We start from the raw sequence: 15766 nt of genomic DNA on the forward strand, positions 1-15766 counted from the left end.
CAGACTCCGGGAGGCCGCCCCCGCTCTCGCCGAACACGGCGGGCCACAGGGACTGGCCGCAGGTCTGGACGCACTGCTCGGTCGCTTCACACAGGACGCCGGGTGATCTGACCGGCGAGGGGGCCGCCCGTACCGGGGCGTACCGGTGCGGTGGGCCGGGATCGGGCGCAGACTCATCACGACAGGACAACGGGATTCCCAGAAGGAGCGCACCATGCTCACCACCCGTTTTGTCACGGGCACCCCGAACTGGATCGACCTCGGCACGCCCGACATCGAGGCAGCGAGCGCCTTTTACGGCGGCCTGTTCGGCTGGACCTTTCAGTCCGCGGGCCCCGAAGCCGGCGGCTACGGCATGTTCCAGCTGGACGGCAAGACGGTCGCAGGCGGCATGACGGTTGCTCCCGAACAGGGCGGGCCGGGCTGGACCCTCTACTTCCAGTCGCCCGACGCCGACGCCACGGCCAAGGCGGTCGTGCAGGGCGGCGGCTCGGTCGTCTTCGAACCGATGGACGTCTTCGAACTGGGCCGCATGGCGGTCTTCACCGACCCGGCGGGCGCGGCCTTCGCGACGTGGCAGCCGGGCCAGGTCAAGGGCCTGGACGTGGTGAACGACCCCCGCTCGCTGTGCTGGGCCGAGCTGTACACCTCCGATCCAGGCGCGGGTCTTCGCTTCTACAGCGGTGTCTTCGGCTGGGAGACATCGACGATGCCGTTCCCGGACGGGACGGGCTCGTACACGATGGTGAACCCGGCGGGCGCGGGCGCGGAGGCGATGTTCGGCGGCATCGTCCCGCTGGCCTCGGACCCGGTGGAGACGGAAGGGCCGTACTGGCTGCCGTACTTCGAGGTCGAGGGCTGCGACGCGTCGGTGGCGAAGGCCGGGGAACTGGGCGGCAAGGTCAGGATGCCCCCCGTCGACATGGAGGGCGTGGGCCGCTTCGCCAAACTGGCGGACCCGGCGGGCGGGCGCTTCGCGTTGATGCAGGGGGTGCAGGCGGAGGGCTGATGCGGTTCGGGGGTGCGGTCGGGGGTGCCGGTCGAGGTGGTGGGCGTGGGGACGTTGATGCTTCATTGACCCGGCGTTTATCGGCACGGGGAAATGTGTGCCGCATGCCGATCAACACCATCACCGACCAAGAACTCTCCTGGCAGGAGACCGCGCTGTGCGCCCAGGCGGGCCCGGAATTCTTCTTCCCGGCGCCGGGTTCGTCGACGCGGGAGGCAAAGCAGCTGTGCGGGGCGTGCGAGGGGCGGGTGGCATGCCTGGAGTATGCGCTGGACAACGACGAGAAATTTGGGGTGTGGGGCGGGCTGTCGGAGAAGGAGCGGTACCGGCTGAAGCGGGCGCAGGGCTGAAGCCCGGCGTCAGAACCAGTACCGCAGGTACCGCCCGTCCCTTGCCAGTCCTGCGCTCTCGGCCAGTGCGTCGGCCGGCGGCAGTGGCGGGCGTTGCCCGTCTCGCATCGGCGTGCGCACGGCCCGGACCGGGTAGTGGCCCCCGACCGGGGACGCGACCCCACCGCCCTCCGGGTCGCCGGCGAACCAGATGGTGTCCGGCTGCGCATTGAGTTTGTGCTCCAGATTGCAGCGGTACGGGGTGGTGTGCAGCAGGACTTCCCGGCCTGGGGCGACGGTTACGGCCATGGCGAAGTCCCGGCGCTGCCCGCGTCGTGGATAGCGGCACGGATACGCGCGCCACGGGTAGGTGCGGAGGATGCGCGCGGTTCGTGGCGTGTAGATCAGTGCCAGGGCAGCCATCAGCACGAGAACCGGTGCCGTCAACAGCATGGTGGCGAAGAGGGGGATGGCCCGGTCCGTGACGGACAGTTCCTCGCCGCCCAAGAGGAGCGCGATCGACGCGACCACAAAACCGGCGAGCCACAGTTGACGCCTGCGCACCAGCCTGCGGTAGGCCGCCACAGTCTGGGGATGGTCGAAAGCGGTCCTGGCCATCGGCGAAGATGGGGGCGGTGTCACTGGAGAACCTCCAGAACGCGGCTGTGACGCATCGGAGCCGAAGACTGAGGAGTTGGGTCGGTGAAGCTGATGGTCCGCCCGATGCCGAGCAGGATTTCCGTGTACTCGTCCGCCAGCTCGACCTCCGTCGTAGTGAGGTCGATGAGGACGATCCGCGAACCCGAGGGACGGACAATGCCCAAACGTGCCTGGAACACGCACGAACCGCTGGAGGGAATCTCCGCACTCTTCTCGCGAACGTGATCGGGCGGCTCAGGCAGGAGGCAGGTCACGAGCGCAGCAGGCATGTCGCACGGAAGATCCACGAGATCACGGCGCAGGACAGTCCCGAACGGGTGGGCGACGAGCTGAAGGCCGCATTGAGCTGCGGCCAACGCATGTGTGGCGGCGTCGGTGGGCACGTCTGACAGCGAGAGCACGGAGGTGCAGACGCCTTGGCCGACACCGGTATGGATGCCGAAGGCCAAGTGCATCATGCCCTGGTCGTACAGGTCGGCCAGCAGTTCCAGGAGCACGCGTGCCCGCGGTGACAGTTCTCCCCGCAATCTGGCGTCCTGGTGCAGGAATGCGAGGTCATCGCTCATTCGTGCCTCCAGTGCCTCCCATGCACCTGGTTCCAGGTCGATGAATCCCGGCGGTAGACGAAACCAGCAGGTCGACTGCGGCTCCATGATGGGGGCGTGTGCCATGTCAGTGCTCCTATCGGGCAAGTTGAGCCCACGTGCGGGCCGCAGAGACCCCGGCTCCCGGGGCGTCTGACACGGCGAGACGCGAACCGTCCACCGTCGTCGCGGTGTTCTTGACGGTGTCGTTCTCGTTGGCCGGAGTGAATCCCACAGCCGACGTGACCACGGCCGAACCTGCTACACCGGCCTGAATGGGAGTTTCACTCCGTGCCCCCGCCCGTCGGACTGCCCAGTCCAGAACTGGCGTCGGTGCCTCGTTCGCCTCGCGCATGGCTGCCACGGAATCGGTCCCGAAGGCGCGGGCTCCGCTGCTGAGTGTCGCCGAGGCGCCATGCTCGGCGGCGATACCTGTCCGGGTCGCCGTAGCCAAGCCCTTGGCGCCCTGCGCGACAGCACCCACGCCCGGCAGCGCTCCCAGGGCATCCCCCGAAAGTGTGACGGCACTGGACCAGAACTGACTGTCGAGCCTGCCCGTCGTGAGACCCGCTTTCAGGGCGGCGCCGTGCTTCGGATCAGCTGCGTGCGACACAAGTGCCGCGAGGCTGAGTCCGGCGGCGGCGAACAGTAGCGGCACGGCGACAGGGGCCGAGACAAAGATCGCGACGAGTCCGAGCGTGGCGGACAACAGGCTCAGGGAGTCGCCCAAGTTGTCGTCGATCCAATCGATCGCCTTACCCAGAGCACTCGGTTCCGGCGGAGCCAACCGCTCCGTCGCCTCATTCAGCGCCCTCGCCACCCGCCCCGCCCCCACCCTGTGCGTCTCCTCCAGCTCCCGCGCCAGCCTCCGCACCGACTCCAGCGCCTCCCGTGCCTTCGTCACCGCCTCGCCCGCCGCCCTCAGCTCCGCCTCCGGCAGGTCCTGCGCCGCGCGGACGTTCTCCTCGTGGGACTCCGCCCTCGTCAGCGCCGCCGCGTCCAGCTTCGCCCTGGTGTCGTACCGTCTCGCCGTCGCCTGGTAGCCCACCAGGTCGTCGTGCCACACCCGCAGTCTCGACGCCGCCTTCGACACCGACCTGTGCGCGTTCTTCAGGTGCCGCGGCAGATCCCCGTCCAGCGCCCCGCGAAACGCCTCCGCCGCCTCGCCGCGCCAGTACGTGCTCTCGCCCAGCAACTCGTCCACCAGACGGTGCGCCGTGCCCAGTGCCGTCGCCGATGTGCTGAGCTTCTTCTGGAGCGCGGCGATCGCCGACGGGCTCCCCGGCGCCGGGTCCCAGCCCAGATGCGGGTACTCAGGCACGCCCGTCCACCGCCTTGAAGGCCGATTCGATCGCCTTGCTGACCTGCGCGTAGCCCTCGTGGCTCAGCTTCACGCCGTCGTGCACCGCCTGGATCCGCGCGCCCAGCTGCTCCGCGCCCTGCGTCCAGCGCCGCTGGAAGCCGTCGCACGCCTCGTCCAGCTCCCGCGTGCCCACCTGGTCGGCCCGTACGTGCTCCAGCGCCTGTCTCGCCTCCGCGAGCGACGTCAGCGAACGGCCCAGCGCACGCGAGAAACGGCCCAACTGGTCGGTGTCCACCTGAAGATCACGATCCATGACGGACCACACTTGCAGATCATCGCCATACCTGGATAAACCGTGTCCCTCACACGGGTGAGCCCGGCGAGGCGGAAGCCACCGCCCCGCCCTCCTGCTCGGCGCGCGGGTTGGTGGTCGGCTGGCTAGCGTGAAGACGGACCATTCGTCGAGCAGGAGAGAGAGTCGTGGTCATGGCCGCACAACCTGAGGGCACACCGTGCTGGGCCGACGCGATGTTCAGCGATGTCGAGGGTGCCAAGAGCTTCTACGGTGACGTGCTGGGGTGGACCTTCGGCGAGGCGTCGTCGGAGTACGGCAACTACACACAGGCGTACTCGGACGGCAAGGCCGTGGCCGCCGTCGTGCCGCCGATGCCCGGGCAGGAAGGCCCGTCCGCCTGGTGTCTGTACCTTGCGTCCGAGGATGCCGCCGCCGCTGCCGGGAAGATCCGTGACAACGGGGGCGAGGTTCTGATGGAGCCGATGCAGGTCGGCGACTTCGGTTCGATGCTGCTCGCCCGCGACCCCGGCGGTGTCATCTTCGGCGTCTGGCAGGCCGGCACCCACGAAGGCTTCGAGAAGAAGAACGAGCCCGGCGCTTTCAGCTGGGCCGAGATCTTCACCCGGGAGCCGGAGAAGTCGGACGCCTTCTGGCCCGCTGTCTTCCCCTACGGCGTGCAGCGGATGGACGACGACGCGATCGACTACAAGCTCTTCGCCCTCGGCGGCGAGACGGTCCTGGGGCGGATGAAGATGGGGGAGGAGTTCCCGCCCGAGGTACCGCCGTACCTCAACGTCTACTTCGGAGTCGAGGACTGCGACGCGGCGGTGGCGAAGGCGACCGAACGCGGTGGAGTGCTGCGCTTCGGGCCGATGGACACCCCGTTCGGACGGTTCGCCGCGCTGAGCGACCCGCAGGGTGCGGCGTTTTCCGTCATTGACCTCAACACGACCCGGGGGGATGCGCCCAGGACGACCGACGTGTCCTGAGCCGTCGTACCGGACCGGCCCGGGCCGCTGGGGCCCGGGCCGCGCCATCTGCCGGGCGGCCCGTGCGTTCTGTGCCGGTCGATCATGCCGGGTGGGGCAATCACTGCGGTTCGCAGCTCGTCAGCAGGCACAATTCCCCGCATGGCCCACACTCCCCGCTACCGGGCGGACCTCCTCCTGGATGTGCTCGAGCCCCTCCCGTACCCCCTGCGCATGCGCGAACTCGCCGCGCGGACACGGGAGATGGAGCGCGCGGAGCTGCGCCCGCTGCTCGCCGAGCTCGACGGGCGGGGCCCCTATGAGCGCGGGCTCGCCGTCGTCGCGGCCGCCGTGGGCGGGGATGCCGAGTGGATCGGCGCGCGGCTCGCGGACCCGTACTCCTTCGTCCGGGGCCAGGCCCTGAGGGTCGCCGCGAGTCTCGGTGTGCCGGACGACGCCTTTGTCGCCGCCCTCGACGACGCCCCCACCGCCGTACGCAAGCAGCTGCTGCGCGCGATGGTCCGCGAACGCCGCTCCGTGCTCGCCGACCGGGTCGTCGACGGCATCCGGGAGACCTGGGGCGATGTGGAGGCGGCCCGCCTGCTGCCCGGCTGCGGGGCTGCGACCGTCGAACGGCTGCTGCCCGCCCTGTTCCACGCCGTACGCGGTTGGACCGGGCTCGCCGCCCGCCATCCCGGCACCCTCCTCGACGTGGCGGAGCGTGAGCTCTCCGCGCTGCCGGAGGCGCTGCGCGACGGCTGGTGGCAGCGGTACGCCAGTGCCGTCGCCGCGGTCACGGACGCCGAACCCCTGCGTGTCCTCGACCTGTTCGAGCGCTACGGCCCCGGGTCACTGTCCTTTCCGCTGCGCGCGAAGACCGGGGTACTGGCGAAGGCGGACCCGGCCCGTCTCGTACGGATGCTGCTCGCCCCCGAGGGGCACGCGATCCGCCGCAGCACCACACTGCGCCCCGCTGTCCTGCGACACCTCGCCCGGAACACCCCCGAGAGCCTGCTCGTCGATCTCGGCACGGCCATGGCCGCGAACCACGACGAGTTCGCCCGGCTGATCGCCGCCCACCCGCCGGGCCGCCGCGGCGCCTTCTACGAGGCCGTGCTCGCCGGTCGCGGGCGCGAGGCCCAGCCCGTGAACGCCGAGCTGCTCGACGTACTGCCGCGCAACTACGTCGCCGGCGAGGCGCGCCGGATGGCGTACCGGGCCAAGGAGTGTGGAGCGGGCTGGAGTTCGGTGCTGCTCGCCGAGTCCTATCTGCCTGTAGCGCAGGCGCGCGAGCAGTTGATCGCGGCCACGCACCGCGCGTCGGCGGAGGACCGCGCGGAGGCCTGGCCGCTGCTGATCCGCAACGCCGGCCGCTCCGGCGAACCCGACGCCGTCACCGCCGTACTGGGCGAGATGGCGCGGCTTCGCAACGAACAGGATCCGGTGCGCTCGGCCGCGATGCGCGCACTTGCCGACACCCGGCCGGTGCTCTTCACCGACGAGGCGGAGCCGCATCTCGACCGCGTGGCCACCGACGCCGTGGCGGCCCGCGACTCGTCCCCGGACACGCGTCAGGCGCTCAGCCGCCTCGCACTCTCCGTACTGCGCGAACATGCCGCCGCCGGCCGACGGCAGTTGGTGAACTGGGCGCTGCGCACTCTCGTACGCATATCGGGCAGCACCGGCGGCGCGGATCTCGGCCGACTGGACCGCACCCTGCGCCATGGCCAGGAGCACACGGTCTTCGAGGCGCTGCACCCCTGGATCGAGGCGGGCGCGGAGAAGGCCGACTTCTCTCTCGCCTTCGCGCTCACCCGCGCGGTCGGCCGGCGTGCGGCCGACCTGCCGGGGCTGCAGGACCTGCTCTGGCAGGCCGTTCGGTTCGGCAGCAACAGCACCGCGCAGACAGCCGTCGGGCTCTGGCTCGAACCGTCCGCCGAACGCGACCGGCGCGTTGAGCTCCTGCTCAACCACGAGGCGTCTGTTGCGGTACTCCCCGCTGTCGTACAGGTGTTGACCTCGCGCCGCACCGATCTGCTCGACCTGCTCCTGAGCGAGTCCCCACCGTACGGGCGTTTCCTCACCAAGGGCACCCACTGGACCGTGCCGGTGGGTGCCGACGTCCATCGCTGGACCGCCTGTCAACAGCTGTCCGCCGCACGCCAGTTGGAGCGTGCGGTGCGCGATGACTCGCTCCCCTTGCACGCGCGGGCGTCCGCCCTCGCGGCCGCGGCGCGTATCCCCGCCCTGGGCGGGGAGACCGTGCGGCGCTGGACGGGGTCGTCCGAGGTGGTGCTCTCGGAGGCGGCGCTCGCCGCACTGGCATGGACCGACCGGCCCGCCGATGCACTGCCCGAACTCCTCGGCCACGCGGGCGGCGACCGGGCACGCGTCGCCGTCCACGCGGCCACCCGCGCCTCCCGGTATGCGAAGCCGTCAGTGCTCGGCGCACTGCTGGGCGGCGTAATGGCACCGGGCGCCGCAAAGGTGACCAGCCGCAAGGAGGCCGTACGACTGGCTGCCACCCGGCTGCCGCTGCCCGAGGCGGCCGGGCTGCTGGCCGACGCGCACGCCATGAAGGACCAGCACCCCGATGTGCGGGCCGCGTGCGTGGCCTTCGCCGCGCCGCTGCTCCGCGACGAACGGACCTGGCAGCTGCTGAACGATGCGGCGTCAGGCGACACGGCGGCGCGCACCGCCGTGCTCAGGGTGCTGCCGATGGACCTCCCGGAGTCGGACAGGCCCCGCTACGCCCGTCTGGTGCGGGACGTGTGCGACACCGGGGACAGGGAGCTCGTCACCCTCGCGTACGCGGCGCTCGCGCGCTGGGTGCCCTGGTCGCCGGACGCCTCCGCGGTCCTGGCGGCCGCGATCACCGACCTGGCCGACCGGCAGTCCTGGTCCGCCGCGGCCGACGGACTGGCCTCCGCCGCGGCCTCCGGGCCGGAGGCGGGCCGTGCCGTGGAGCGGGCGCTCCAGGCGCTGGTCACGGCAGAAGAGCAGCTGGTCACTGCCGAAGAGCAGGGGACGGCCGACGCGGGCGTCGACCGGGACCGGCCCGCGCGCCGCCGGATCGAATACCTCGTGACGCGGCTCTCGCGGCAGACCGTGTCGCGGCCCCGCACGGTACGACCGGTGCTGACGGCTGCGGCCGAGCTGCTCGCGGGCCACGACGCCTTTGTGCCGCAGGCCGCGACACTGCTGGTGGAATCCCTCGACCTGGACGCGGCACCGGCGGCGCTGTATGCCGCCATCGCCCGGCTCGTCCGGCTGCATGAGAGCCGCCCCGCCCTCGTCGTACGCACCACGGACGTGCTGGACAAGAGGCTCGGCGGCACCGACCGGCCGGGCGATCCCGGGACGCTGCTCGCCGCCGCCCGGCGGCTCACCGAGGCCGGCGGCCGCACGGAAGGGCTCCTCGCGGTGACGCTCACCTCGGCCGGTGGCGGACGCACGTCCTGGACGGGGCCGTGGCGGGCCCAGCTGCGGACACTGCGCCGCCATGCGGACGCGGACGTGCGCGATGCGGCCCTGGGCAGGGTGACAGCGTACGAATAGCCGGTGCCGGGCGGGACGGCTCGGCAGTCGCCCCCGGGCGTGCTGGAGGGCTCAGTGAGTCGCCTGACGGGGGTGCCCCGAGGCTCGGCATGCCGCGGTGTGTCGCCGGACGGCGCGGGAGAGCGGCGGGGCGCTATGGGCGGTGGACGCCGCCCGGGCATGCGGCGGGGGGTACGAGCCGCTGGCCGGGGGGGGCGCCGGACGGTGCAGCCCGCCGCCCCCAGGCCTGCCGGACGGATCAGCCCGCCGCCCGCGCCGCCATCCGCGCCTTGCGGGCCGCGAGCTTCTCGTCGAACTTGGTCGCCTCGGAGTTCAGCCCGCCCATGTACAGCCCGAGCTCCTCCTGCGCCTTCAGGCCCTCCGGGCCGAGCCCGTCTATGTCCAGCACCTTCAGGAAGCGCAGCACGGGCTGCAGCACATCGTCGTGGTGGATCCGCATGTTGTAGATCTCGCCGATCGCCATCTGCGCGGCCGCGCGCTCGAAGCCCGGCATGCCGTGTCCCGGCATCCGGAAGTTGACGACGACGTCCCGCACGGCCTGCATCGTCAGATCCGGGGCGATCTCGAAGGCCGCGCCCAGCAGGTTCCGGTAGAAGACCATGTGCAGGTTCTCGTCGGTCGCGATCCGCGCCAGCATCCGGTCGCAGACGGGGTCGCCCGACTGATGGCCGGTGTTGCGGTGCGAGACGCGGGTGGCGAGCTCCTGGAAGGCGACGTACGCCACCGAGTGCAGCATCGAGTGGCGGTTGTCGGACTCGAAGCCCTCCGCCATGTGCGCCATCCGGAACTCCTCCAGCTTGTCCGGGTCGACCGCGCGCGAGGTGAGCAGATAGTCGCGCATCACGATGCCGTGCCGGCCCTCCTCCGCGGTCCAGCGGTGCACCCAGGTGCCCCAGGCGCCGTCGCGGCCGAAGAGCGAGGCGATCTCGTGGTGGTAGCTGGGGAGGTTGTCCTCGGTCAGCAGGTTCACCACCAGCGCGATCTTGCCGATGTCGGTGACCTTGGACTGCTCGGGCTCCCAGGCCAGGCCGTCCTCGAAGAGGCCGGGGAAGTTGCGGCCGTCGGTGAACGGGACGTACTCGTGCGGCATCCAGTCCTTGGCGACCTTGAGATGGCGGTTGAGTTCCTTCTCCACCACCTCCTCCAGCGCGAACAGCAGTCGGGCGTCAGTCCACGCTTCCGAACTGCCGAGGTGGGGAGAGGTGATCGTCACGGGTGCTCCAGGGGGACGGGAGAGTTACCTACGTATTCGTAGGTTACGAGACCGTAGGTTAAAGCCGCAGTAAGCCATGGGCCAAGCCCGGATGGCTGATGTCCGGTTACGTTCCGTTATGCGTACAGGTCGCGGAGGCGGACCGAGAGGCAGGTCACGCAGCCTTCGAGCTTCTCGAACTCGCTGATGTCCACCGGGACCGGTTCGTAGCCGAGGTCCGTGAACAGTTCGGCCGTCTTCGGCGCACTCGCCGCCATCAGCAGTTTTCCGCCGCCGAGCAGCACCACATGGGAGCCGGACTCCTCCGGCACCGGGAGATGGCGGGGGAAGACGGACGGGATGTCGACCAGCGGCGGGTAGCCGATGACGGTGGAGTCCGGCAGCGCGGTGACGGCCGACTTCAGATGCAGCACCTTCGTCACCGGCACGGCCACGACCCGGGCGCCCAGCGGCTCGAAGGCGGCGCGCAGCTGCTGGACGCCCGCGGCGTTCGTACGGCCGCCGCGGCCCACATAGATCGTGTCGCCGATCTTGAGGACGTCGCCGCCGTCGAGGGTGCCCGGCTCCCACACCCAGTTCACCGAGCAGCCGAGCCGGGCCAGGGTCTCCTCCACGGCCGCCGTCTCCGGCCTGCGGGACTCGGCCCCCGGCCGGGCGATCAGCGCGACATTGCGGAACACCACCACCGTGTCCTCGATGAACACACCGTCCGGGCAGTCGTCGGCCGGCTCCGCCTCGACGGTCTCCCAGCCGTGCTCGCGCAGCGTCGTCGCGTATGTCTCCCACTGCTCCAGGGCCAGCTCGGCGTCGACGGGGGAGCGCTCGATATGGGTGACAAGCCCCTCGGCAAGGCGCGGGCTGGGTCGGCGGATCAGGGCTTTCTTGCTCGGCACGAGGGGTTCTCCACGGGTGTCACGGGTCTGGTCGGCCCATCATGACCCGCCGCCCCGGGTCCCAGTCCAGCCCTCGGGCGCTGCGTACTTACTCCGCAGTACCCGCGGTGATCCTCACGCCATCGGCAGCTCGCCCTCCCGCACCTCGTCCGCCGTGATGTCACGCAGCTCCCCGTCCAGCAGCAGCCAGCGCGTGATGCCGATCGACTCCAGGAACGGCACATCGTGACTCGCCACGATCAGCGCTCCCTCGTACGACTCCAGGGCCTCGGTCAGCTTCCGCACGCTGGCCATGTCCAGATTGTTGGTCGGCTCGTCGAGCAACAGCAGCTGCGGCGCCGGTTCGGCGAGCAGCAGCGCCGCGAGCGCCGCCCGGAACCGCTCACCGCCCGACAGGGTCCCGGCCGGCTGATCGGCCCGCGCGCCCCGGAAGAGGAAGCGGGCGAGCCGCGCCCGGATCCGGTTGTTGGTGGCGTCGGGCGCGAACCGCGTCACGTTCTCGACGATGCTCAGCCCGTCGTCGAGCACATCGAGCCGCTGCGGCAGAAAGCGCAGCGGCACCTCGGCGACCGCCTCGCCCGCGACCGCTTCCAGCTCGCCGGTGATCGTCCGCAGCAGTGTCGTCTTGCCCGCGCCATTGCGTCCGACCAGCGCGATCCGCTCGGGACCGCGCACCTCGAACTCTCCCTTCACCTCGGCTCCGTAGCGCAGTCGCAGCTCGCTCAGCCGCAGTACGCCCCGGCCCGGATGGACCTTGGTGAACGGCAGCTCGACACGGATCTCGTCGTCGTCGCGGACCGCGTCCACGGCCTCGTCGAGGCGCTCCTTCGCCTCCGCGAGCTTTTCCGTATGCATGATGCGGTGCTTGCCGGCCGAGACCTGGGCGGTGCGTTTGCGCATCTTCATGACGGCGCGCGGCTCCCGCTTGGTGTCGTACATCTTCTGGCCGTAGCGCACACGCTTGGCCAACTTCAGGTGGGCATCGGCCAGTTCGCGTTTCTGCCGCTGTACGTCGGCCTCGGCGACGCGCACCAGCCGCTCGGCGGCCTCCTGCTCGACGGCGAGCGCCTCCTCGTACCCGGAGAAGTTGCCGCCGTACCACGTGACCTCGCCGTCCCGCAGATCGGCGATCTGGTCGACCAGTTCGAGCAGTTCACGGTCGTGGCTGACCACGACCAGCACTCCGGACCAGGCGGCGACCGCGTCGTACAGCCGCCGGCGCGCGTACAGATCCAGATTGTTCGTCGGCTCGTCCAGCAGCAGCACATCGGGCCGGGCCAGCAGCAGAGCTGCGAGCCGCAGCAGCACGCCCTCACCGCCCGACACCTCGCCGATGGTGCGGTCGAGCCCGATGTGGCCGAGCCCGAGCTGATCGAGGGCGGCGTGAGCGCGTTCCTCGACGTCCCAGTCGTCGCCGACCGCCGTGAAGTGCTGTTCGCCGGGGTCGCCCGCCTCGATGGCGTGCAGCGCGGCGCGGGTGGCCGCGATGCCGAGGACCTCGTCCACGCGCAGAGCGGTGTCGAGCACCAGGTTCTGCGGCAGAGCGCCGACCTCGCCCGCGATGCGGACCGCTCCGCCCGTCGGCGTCAGCTCGCCGGCGATCAGCTTCAACAGAGTTGACTTTCCACAGCCGTTGAGGCCGATCAGGCCGGTGCGGCCCGGGCCGACCGCCAGCTGGAAGTCGTCGAAGACGCCGGTGCCGTCCGGCCAGGCGAAGGAGAGTGAGGAGCAGGTGATGTGAGAAGGGGCAGTAGACATAAGGGTCTCCCGGTTGCGTGAAGGGGCAAGGGCAACAGGTGGAGACACCGCTGATGCGTACGACGGCCGCCGGGAGGCCAAGAAGGTCCCGGTCGGGGAGGACGGCTCGAAACGCCGAGGTCGCACGCGGCGCGCACAGCATGCTCAAAGAAGCTGTGACGCACGGTGTCTCATGACCTCAGACGAGCAACGTCCTACTCCAATCGACGACAACAGGACTGCTGTACACCGTACGAGCGGGCCCCGTCACCGTCAACGAATTATCGTGAGCGCTGTGCCCAATGGATCGCTCTCGCTCGCCGCGCGGCTCTATCTCCTGTCCTGGGACACCGAGCGCATGACGCTCGTCGGCGCCCCTCACCTCGCCCTTCTCGTACGGGCCGGGGCGCTCGCCGAGCTCGCGCAGCGCGGCATGCTCACGGACGACGGCGGGGTGGTGCGGCCCATCGGTGACAACCGCACCGGTGACCTGCCGCTCGACAAACTCCTTGAGCTGATCGAGGAGTCCAGGCCCCGCGGGTGGCGGCGCTGGCTGACGTTCCACTCCGCGTACACCCTCGACGCCGTCCGCACTCAGCTCACCGCGGCGGGCTATCTGCGCAAGCGGCGCAGGCGGGTACTCGGCCTCTTCCCGTCCGCGCACTACGAACTCGACCGCGTCGATGTCGTGAAGTCGATGCGCGAGGACGTACGGACGGTGCTCGTCGGTCCGGCGGCGGTGGCCGAGATCTCGGACCAGGACGCGGCCCTTGTCGCGCTCGCGGCCGCGGCGGAACTGCGCACGCTCGCCGACAGCAGGGAGCGGGGGCGCCACAAGGCCCGCATCGAGGCACTGACGGAACGCAGCGGCATGGCCGCGCCCGCTCTGAAGAAGATCGTCCAGGAGGTGCGGGCCGTGATGGCCGTCGCGGTGACGTCGGCGCCCGCCACCGGGGCCATGGGCGGCAGTTGACGCCGCGCCCGACGGCACGGAGATGCCGGATCCTGCCGGTGGCGGCGGTCCGGCGTAGGTCCGGCCGCCGGCCGGGGGGTGGGTCAGCAGGCGTCGCGCAGCAGCTCGGCCAGATTGTGGTCGAGATCCAGGTAGAGGTGCTCACGGCCGCTGGGGACCATGCCCTGGACCCGCTTGAGGAAGCGGCGCAGCTCGCTGGTGCGGACATGCACCATCGCGACGCCCTCCGGGGCATGGAACTCCACCACCGTACGGTCGAAGCCGAACGGCCTGACGCGCACGTCGCCGACGCCGGCCGGAGCGTCGATGCCCGCCGCGAGCAGCTCACGCGAGAACGCCCACGACACCTCGTTGCCCTCCAGCGTCGCCGGGGGCGGGAAGGCCATGCGTACGGCGAAGGGATCCTCGCGGTCGTACCGCAGTGTCGCCGCGACGGACTCCATCTGGGGCGCCGCGGCGACCAGCCGGGCCTGCACGGCGTGCTCGATGACGGTGGACAAGGCCTGCTCCTTCGTGCGCGGCTCGCTAACGCCTCCCTTACACCGGGAGAGACGTCGGTTTTACTCAATCCGTGCATCGGGTGAGCGAGTGACCTGCGTCACCGCCCGGCGCACCCTGGACGGGATATGGCCCGTGGGCTAGCTTCCAGCGCCATGACGTCCAAGGGGAAGACGAGACGAACGGTGTCGGTGGGACTGTGCGCGGCGGCGGTGGCCGCGGTGCTGGCCGCACCGGCGCAGGCAGCCCAGCACAAGACGAGCGGCAACGCGGCAGGCAGGGACGCGGCGGGGGACGCGGCCGGTGGGGACGTGGCCGGCTCGAAGGGGCCGAGCTGGAGCCTCAAGAACACGGGCGCAGACGTACGGTTCCGGGGCCTCGCGGCCGTCAGCCGCAAGATCGCCTGGGTCGCGGGCTCCAAGGGCACGGTGCTGCGCACGGCGGACGGCGGCCGCAGCTGGCGGAATGTCTCCCCGTCCGGAGCGGGAGACCTGGAGTTCCGTGACGTCGAGGCGTTCGACAGCCGGCGCGCGGTGGTGCTGGCCATCGGGGAGGGCGAGGCGTCCCGGGTCTTCCGCACCGACGACGGCGGAGCGAGCTGGACCGAGTCCTTCCGCAACACCGACCCGAAAGCCTTCTACGACTGCATCACCTTCTTCGACAGCCGCCACGGCCTCGCGATGAGCGACCCGGTGGACGGCGCGTACCGCATCCTGTCGACCGGCGACGGTGGCACGTCGTGGAAGGTGCTGCCGAGCGCCGGGATGCCCGCGGCGCTGCCGGGCGAGGCGGCCTTCGCCGCCGGCGGCCAGTGCCTGGTCAGCTCCGGGCCGAAGGACGTCTGGCTGGCCACCGGCGGAGGCGCCACGGCACGGGTGCTGCACTCCGCCGACCGGGGTCTGAACTGGACCGTCGCCGATTCGACCATTCCGGCAGGGGATCCGGCACGCGGGGTCTTCGCGCTCGCCTTCCGTGACCGTGCCCACGGCATCGCCGTCGGCGGCGACTACCGCGGCGACCAGGTGTCCCCGCTGGCCGGAGCGGTCAGCTCGGACGGCGGTCGCAGCTGGCAGCAGTCGAAGACGCCGCCGCCCGCCTACCGTTCCGGCGTGGCCTGGCTGCCGCACAGCAGGTCCGGCGCGCTGGCCGTGGGCCCGACCGGAACCGATCTGACGCTGGACGGCGGCCGCAGCTGGCGCACCGTCGACACCGGTTCGTTCGACACGGTCGACTGCACGCCCGACTTCGGGTGCTGGGCCTCGGGCGAGAAGGGCCGCGTCGCGCGGCTGGAGTTCTGAGCCGCTTCTCGCGATCGTTCTACGAGGGCAACTGCTGGCGGTACCGAGCCAGTTCGGGCGCGGTCTTGGTCGCGATGAACTCGGTGATCCGGTACTCGCACACGCCGCCGACCGTGAAGGGGTCGGCCGCCGCGATCTTCTCGATCGTCGCGCGGTCGTCCCCGACGGCCAGGATCACTCCGCCGTCGCGCGGGTTCTTGCGCCCCGAGGCGATGAACACACCCTCCTGGTACAGGGCGTCCAGCCAGGCCACATGCGCATCGAGCAGCTCGTCGACGCGCTCGACGGGCGCGGTGTAGGTCAATTCCAGTACGAACATGATCGCCAGGCTACGCCAGCAAGGGTCGTAGGCCCTGTCCGGCCGATCTTGCCGGGCTCGCGTGCCCTGGCACGCACATCTGCTGCGTTGTCGTCAGTCGCCGACGCTCCGCGTGGGCTCCTTCCTCCG

Annotated in this window: 15 protein-coding genes; 6 read left to right on the forward strand and 9 right to left on the reverse strand. The window is 70.8% G+C overall.

The genetic code is table 11. The features are described from left to right. Nucleotides 1-214: 214 nt before the first annotated feature. Nucleotides 215-1009: a VOC family protein gene (locus ACI2LP_RS31060; protein ID WP_404727864.1), complete on the forward strand. Its 795-nt coding sequence runs from the start codon at nt 215-217 to the stop codon at nt 1007-1009. 104 nt (nt 1010-1113) lie between these two features. Then, nucleotides 1114-1359, forward strand: coding sequence for a WhiB family transcriptional regulator (locus ACI2LP_RS31065; RefSeq protein WP_404727865.1), 246 nt, complete (start codon nt 1114-1116; stop codon nt 1357-1359). A 9-nt stretch (nt 1360-1368) separates the two neighbouring features. Here ACI2LP_RS31065 and ACI2LP_RS31070 read toward each other — a convergent pair whose 3' ends face one another. The 4 genes from ACI2LP_RS31070 to ACI2LP_RS31085 are packed head-to-tail and all read right to left on the reverse strand — an operon-like array spanning nt 1369 to nt 4198. After that, the gene (locus ACI2LP_RS31070; protein WP_404727866.1) at nt 1369-1956 is read right to left on the reverse strand and encodes a hypothetical protein; all 588 of its coding nucleotides are present in this window, start codon (nt 1954-1956) and stop codon (nt 1369-1371) included. A gap of 20 nt (nt 1957-1976) precedes the next feature. After that, the gene (locus ACI2LP_RS31075) at nt 1977-2669 is read right to left on the reverse strand and encodes a hypothetical protein (protein ID WP_404727867.1); all 693 of its coding nucleotides are present in this window, start codon (nt 2667-2669) and stop codon (nt 1977-1979) included. Between the two features lie 10 nt (nt 2670-2679). Further along, nucleotides 2680-3903, reverse strand: coding sequence for a hypothetical protein (locus ACI2LP_RS31080; protein WP_404727868.1), 1224 nt, complete (start codon nt 3901-3903; stop codon nt 2680-2682). Further along, a complete protein-coding gene (locus ACI2LP_RS31085) occupies nt 3896-4198 on the reverse strand; it encodes a hypothetical protein (protein ID WP_404727869.1) in 303 nt (100 codons plus the stop codon). Before ACI2LP_RS31085 ends, ACI2LP_RS31080 begins: the two co-directional genes overlap by 8 nt. A 173-nt stretch (nt 4199-4371) precedes the next feature. On the opposite strand from ACI2LP_RS31085, the gene ACI2LP_RS31090 reads away from it, so the two are divergent. Together ACI2LP_RS31090 and ACI2LP_RS31095 are read left to right on the forward strand one after the other, a co-directional pair. After that, nucleotides 4372-5169 carry a VOC family protein gene (locus ACI2LP_RS31090; protein ID WP_404727870.1) on the forward strand — a complete coding sequence of 266 codons (798 nt, stop codon included), beginning with the start codon at nt 4372-4374 and terminating at the stop codon, nt 5167-5169. A 141-nt stretch (nt 5170-5310) separates the two neighbouring features. Further along, on the forward strand, nt 5311-8706 hold the full coding sequence (locus ACI2LP_RS31095) for a hypothetical protein (protein ID WP_404727871.1): 3396 nt from the start codon (nt 5311-5313) through the stop codon (nt 8704-8706). Between the two features lie 238 nt (nt 8707-8944). Here ACI2LP_RS31095 and ACI2LP_RS31100 read toward each other — a convergent pair whose 3' ends face one another. From ACI2LP_RS31100 to ACI2LP_RS31110, 3 genes are all read right to left on the reverse strand, one after another. Further along, complete coding sequence (locus tag ACI2LP_RS31100) at nt 8945-9919, reverse strand: acyl-ACP desaturase (protein WP_404727872.1); 975 nt, start codon at nt 9917-9919, stop codon at nt 8945-8947. A 116-nt stretch (nt 9920-10035) separates the two neighbouring features. Continuing rightward, a complete protein-coding gene (gene ddaH, locus ACI2LP_RS31105) occupies nt 10036-10812 on the reverse strand; it encodes a dimethylargininase (protein ID WP_360866135.1) in 777 nt (258 codons plus the stop codon). A gap of 114 nt (nt 10813-10926) precedes the next feature. Further along, nucleotides 10927-12570 (reverse strand): ABC-F family ATP-binding cassette domain-containing protein, encoded by a 1644-nt coding sequence (locus ACI2LP_RS31110; RefSeq protein ID WP_404727873.1) that lies wholly within the window; start codon nt 12568-12570, stop codon nt 10927-10929. A gap of 274 nt (nt 12571-12844) precedes the next feature. Here ACI2LP_RS31110 and ACI2LP_RS31115 point away from each other — a divergent pair, with 274 nt between their 5' ends. Next, complete coding sequence (locus tag ACI2LP_RS31115; protein ID WP_404727874.1) at nt 12845-13522, forward strand: GPP34 family phosphoprotein; 678 nt, start codon at nt 12845-12847, stop codon at nt 13520-13522. A gap of 83 nt (nt 13523-13605) precedes the next feature. Here ACI2LP_RS31115 and ACI2LP_RS31120 read toward each other — a convergent pair whose 3' ends face one another. Next, complete coding sequence (locus ACI2LP_RS31120; RefSeq protein WP_404727875.1) at nt 13606-14022, reverse strand: SsgA family sporulation/cell division regulator; 417 nt, start codon at nt 14020-14022, stop codon at nt 13606-13608. Nucleotides 14023-14175: 153 nt separating this feature from the next. On the opposite strand from ACI2LP_RS31120, the gene ACI2LP_RS31125 reads away from it, so the two are divergent. Continuing rightward, complete coding sequence (locus ACI2LP_RS31125) at nt 14176-15318, forward strand: WD40/YVTN/BNR-like repeat-containing protein (RefSeq protein WP_404727876.1); 1143 nt, start codon at nt 14176-14178, stop codon at nt 15316-15318. Between the two features lie 19 nt (nt 15319-15337). On the opposite strand, the gene ACI2LP_RS31130 is transcribed toward ACI2LP_RS31125, so the two are convergent. Beyond that, the gene (locus ACI2LP_RS31130; RefSeq protein WP_404727877.1) at nt 15338-15637 is read right to left on the reverse strand and encodes a YciI family protein; all 300 of its coding nucleotides are present in this window, start codon (nt 15635-15637) and stop codon (nt 15338-15340) included. Nucleotides 15638-15766: the final 129 nt, after the last annotated feature.

The sequence above is a fragment of the Streptomyces sp. NPDC019890 genome, from assembly GCF_044903445.1.
Lineage (GTDB): Bacteria > Actinomycetota > Actinomycetes > Streptomycetales > Streptomycetaceae > Streptomyces.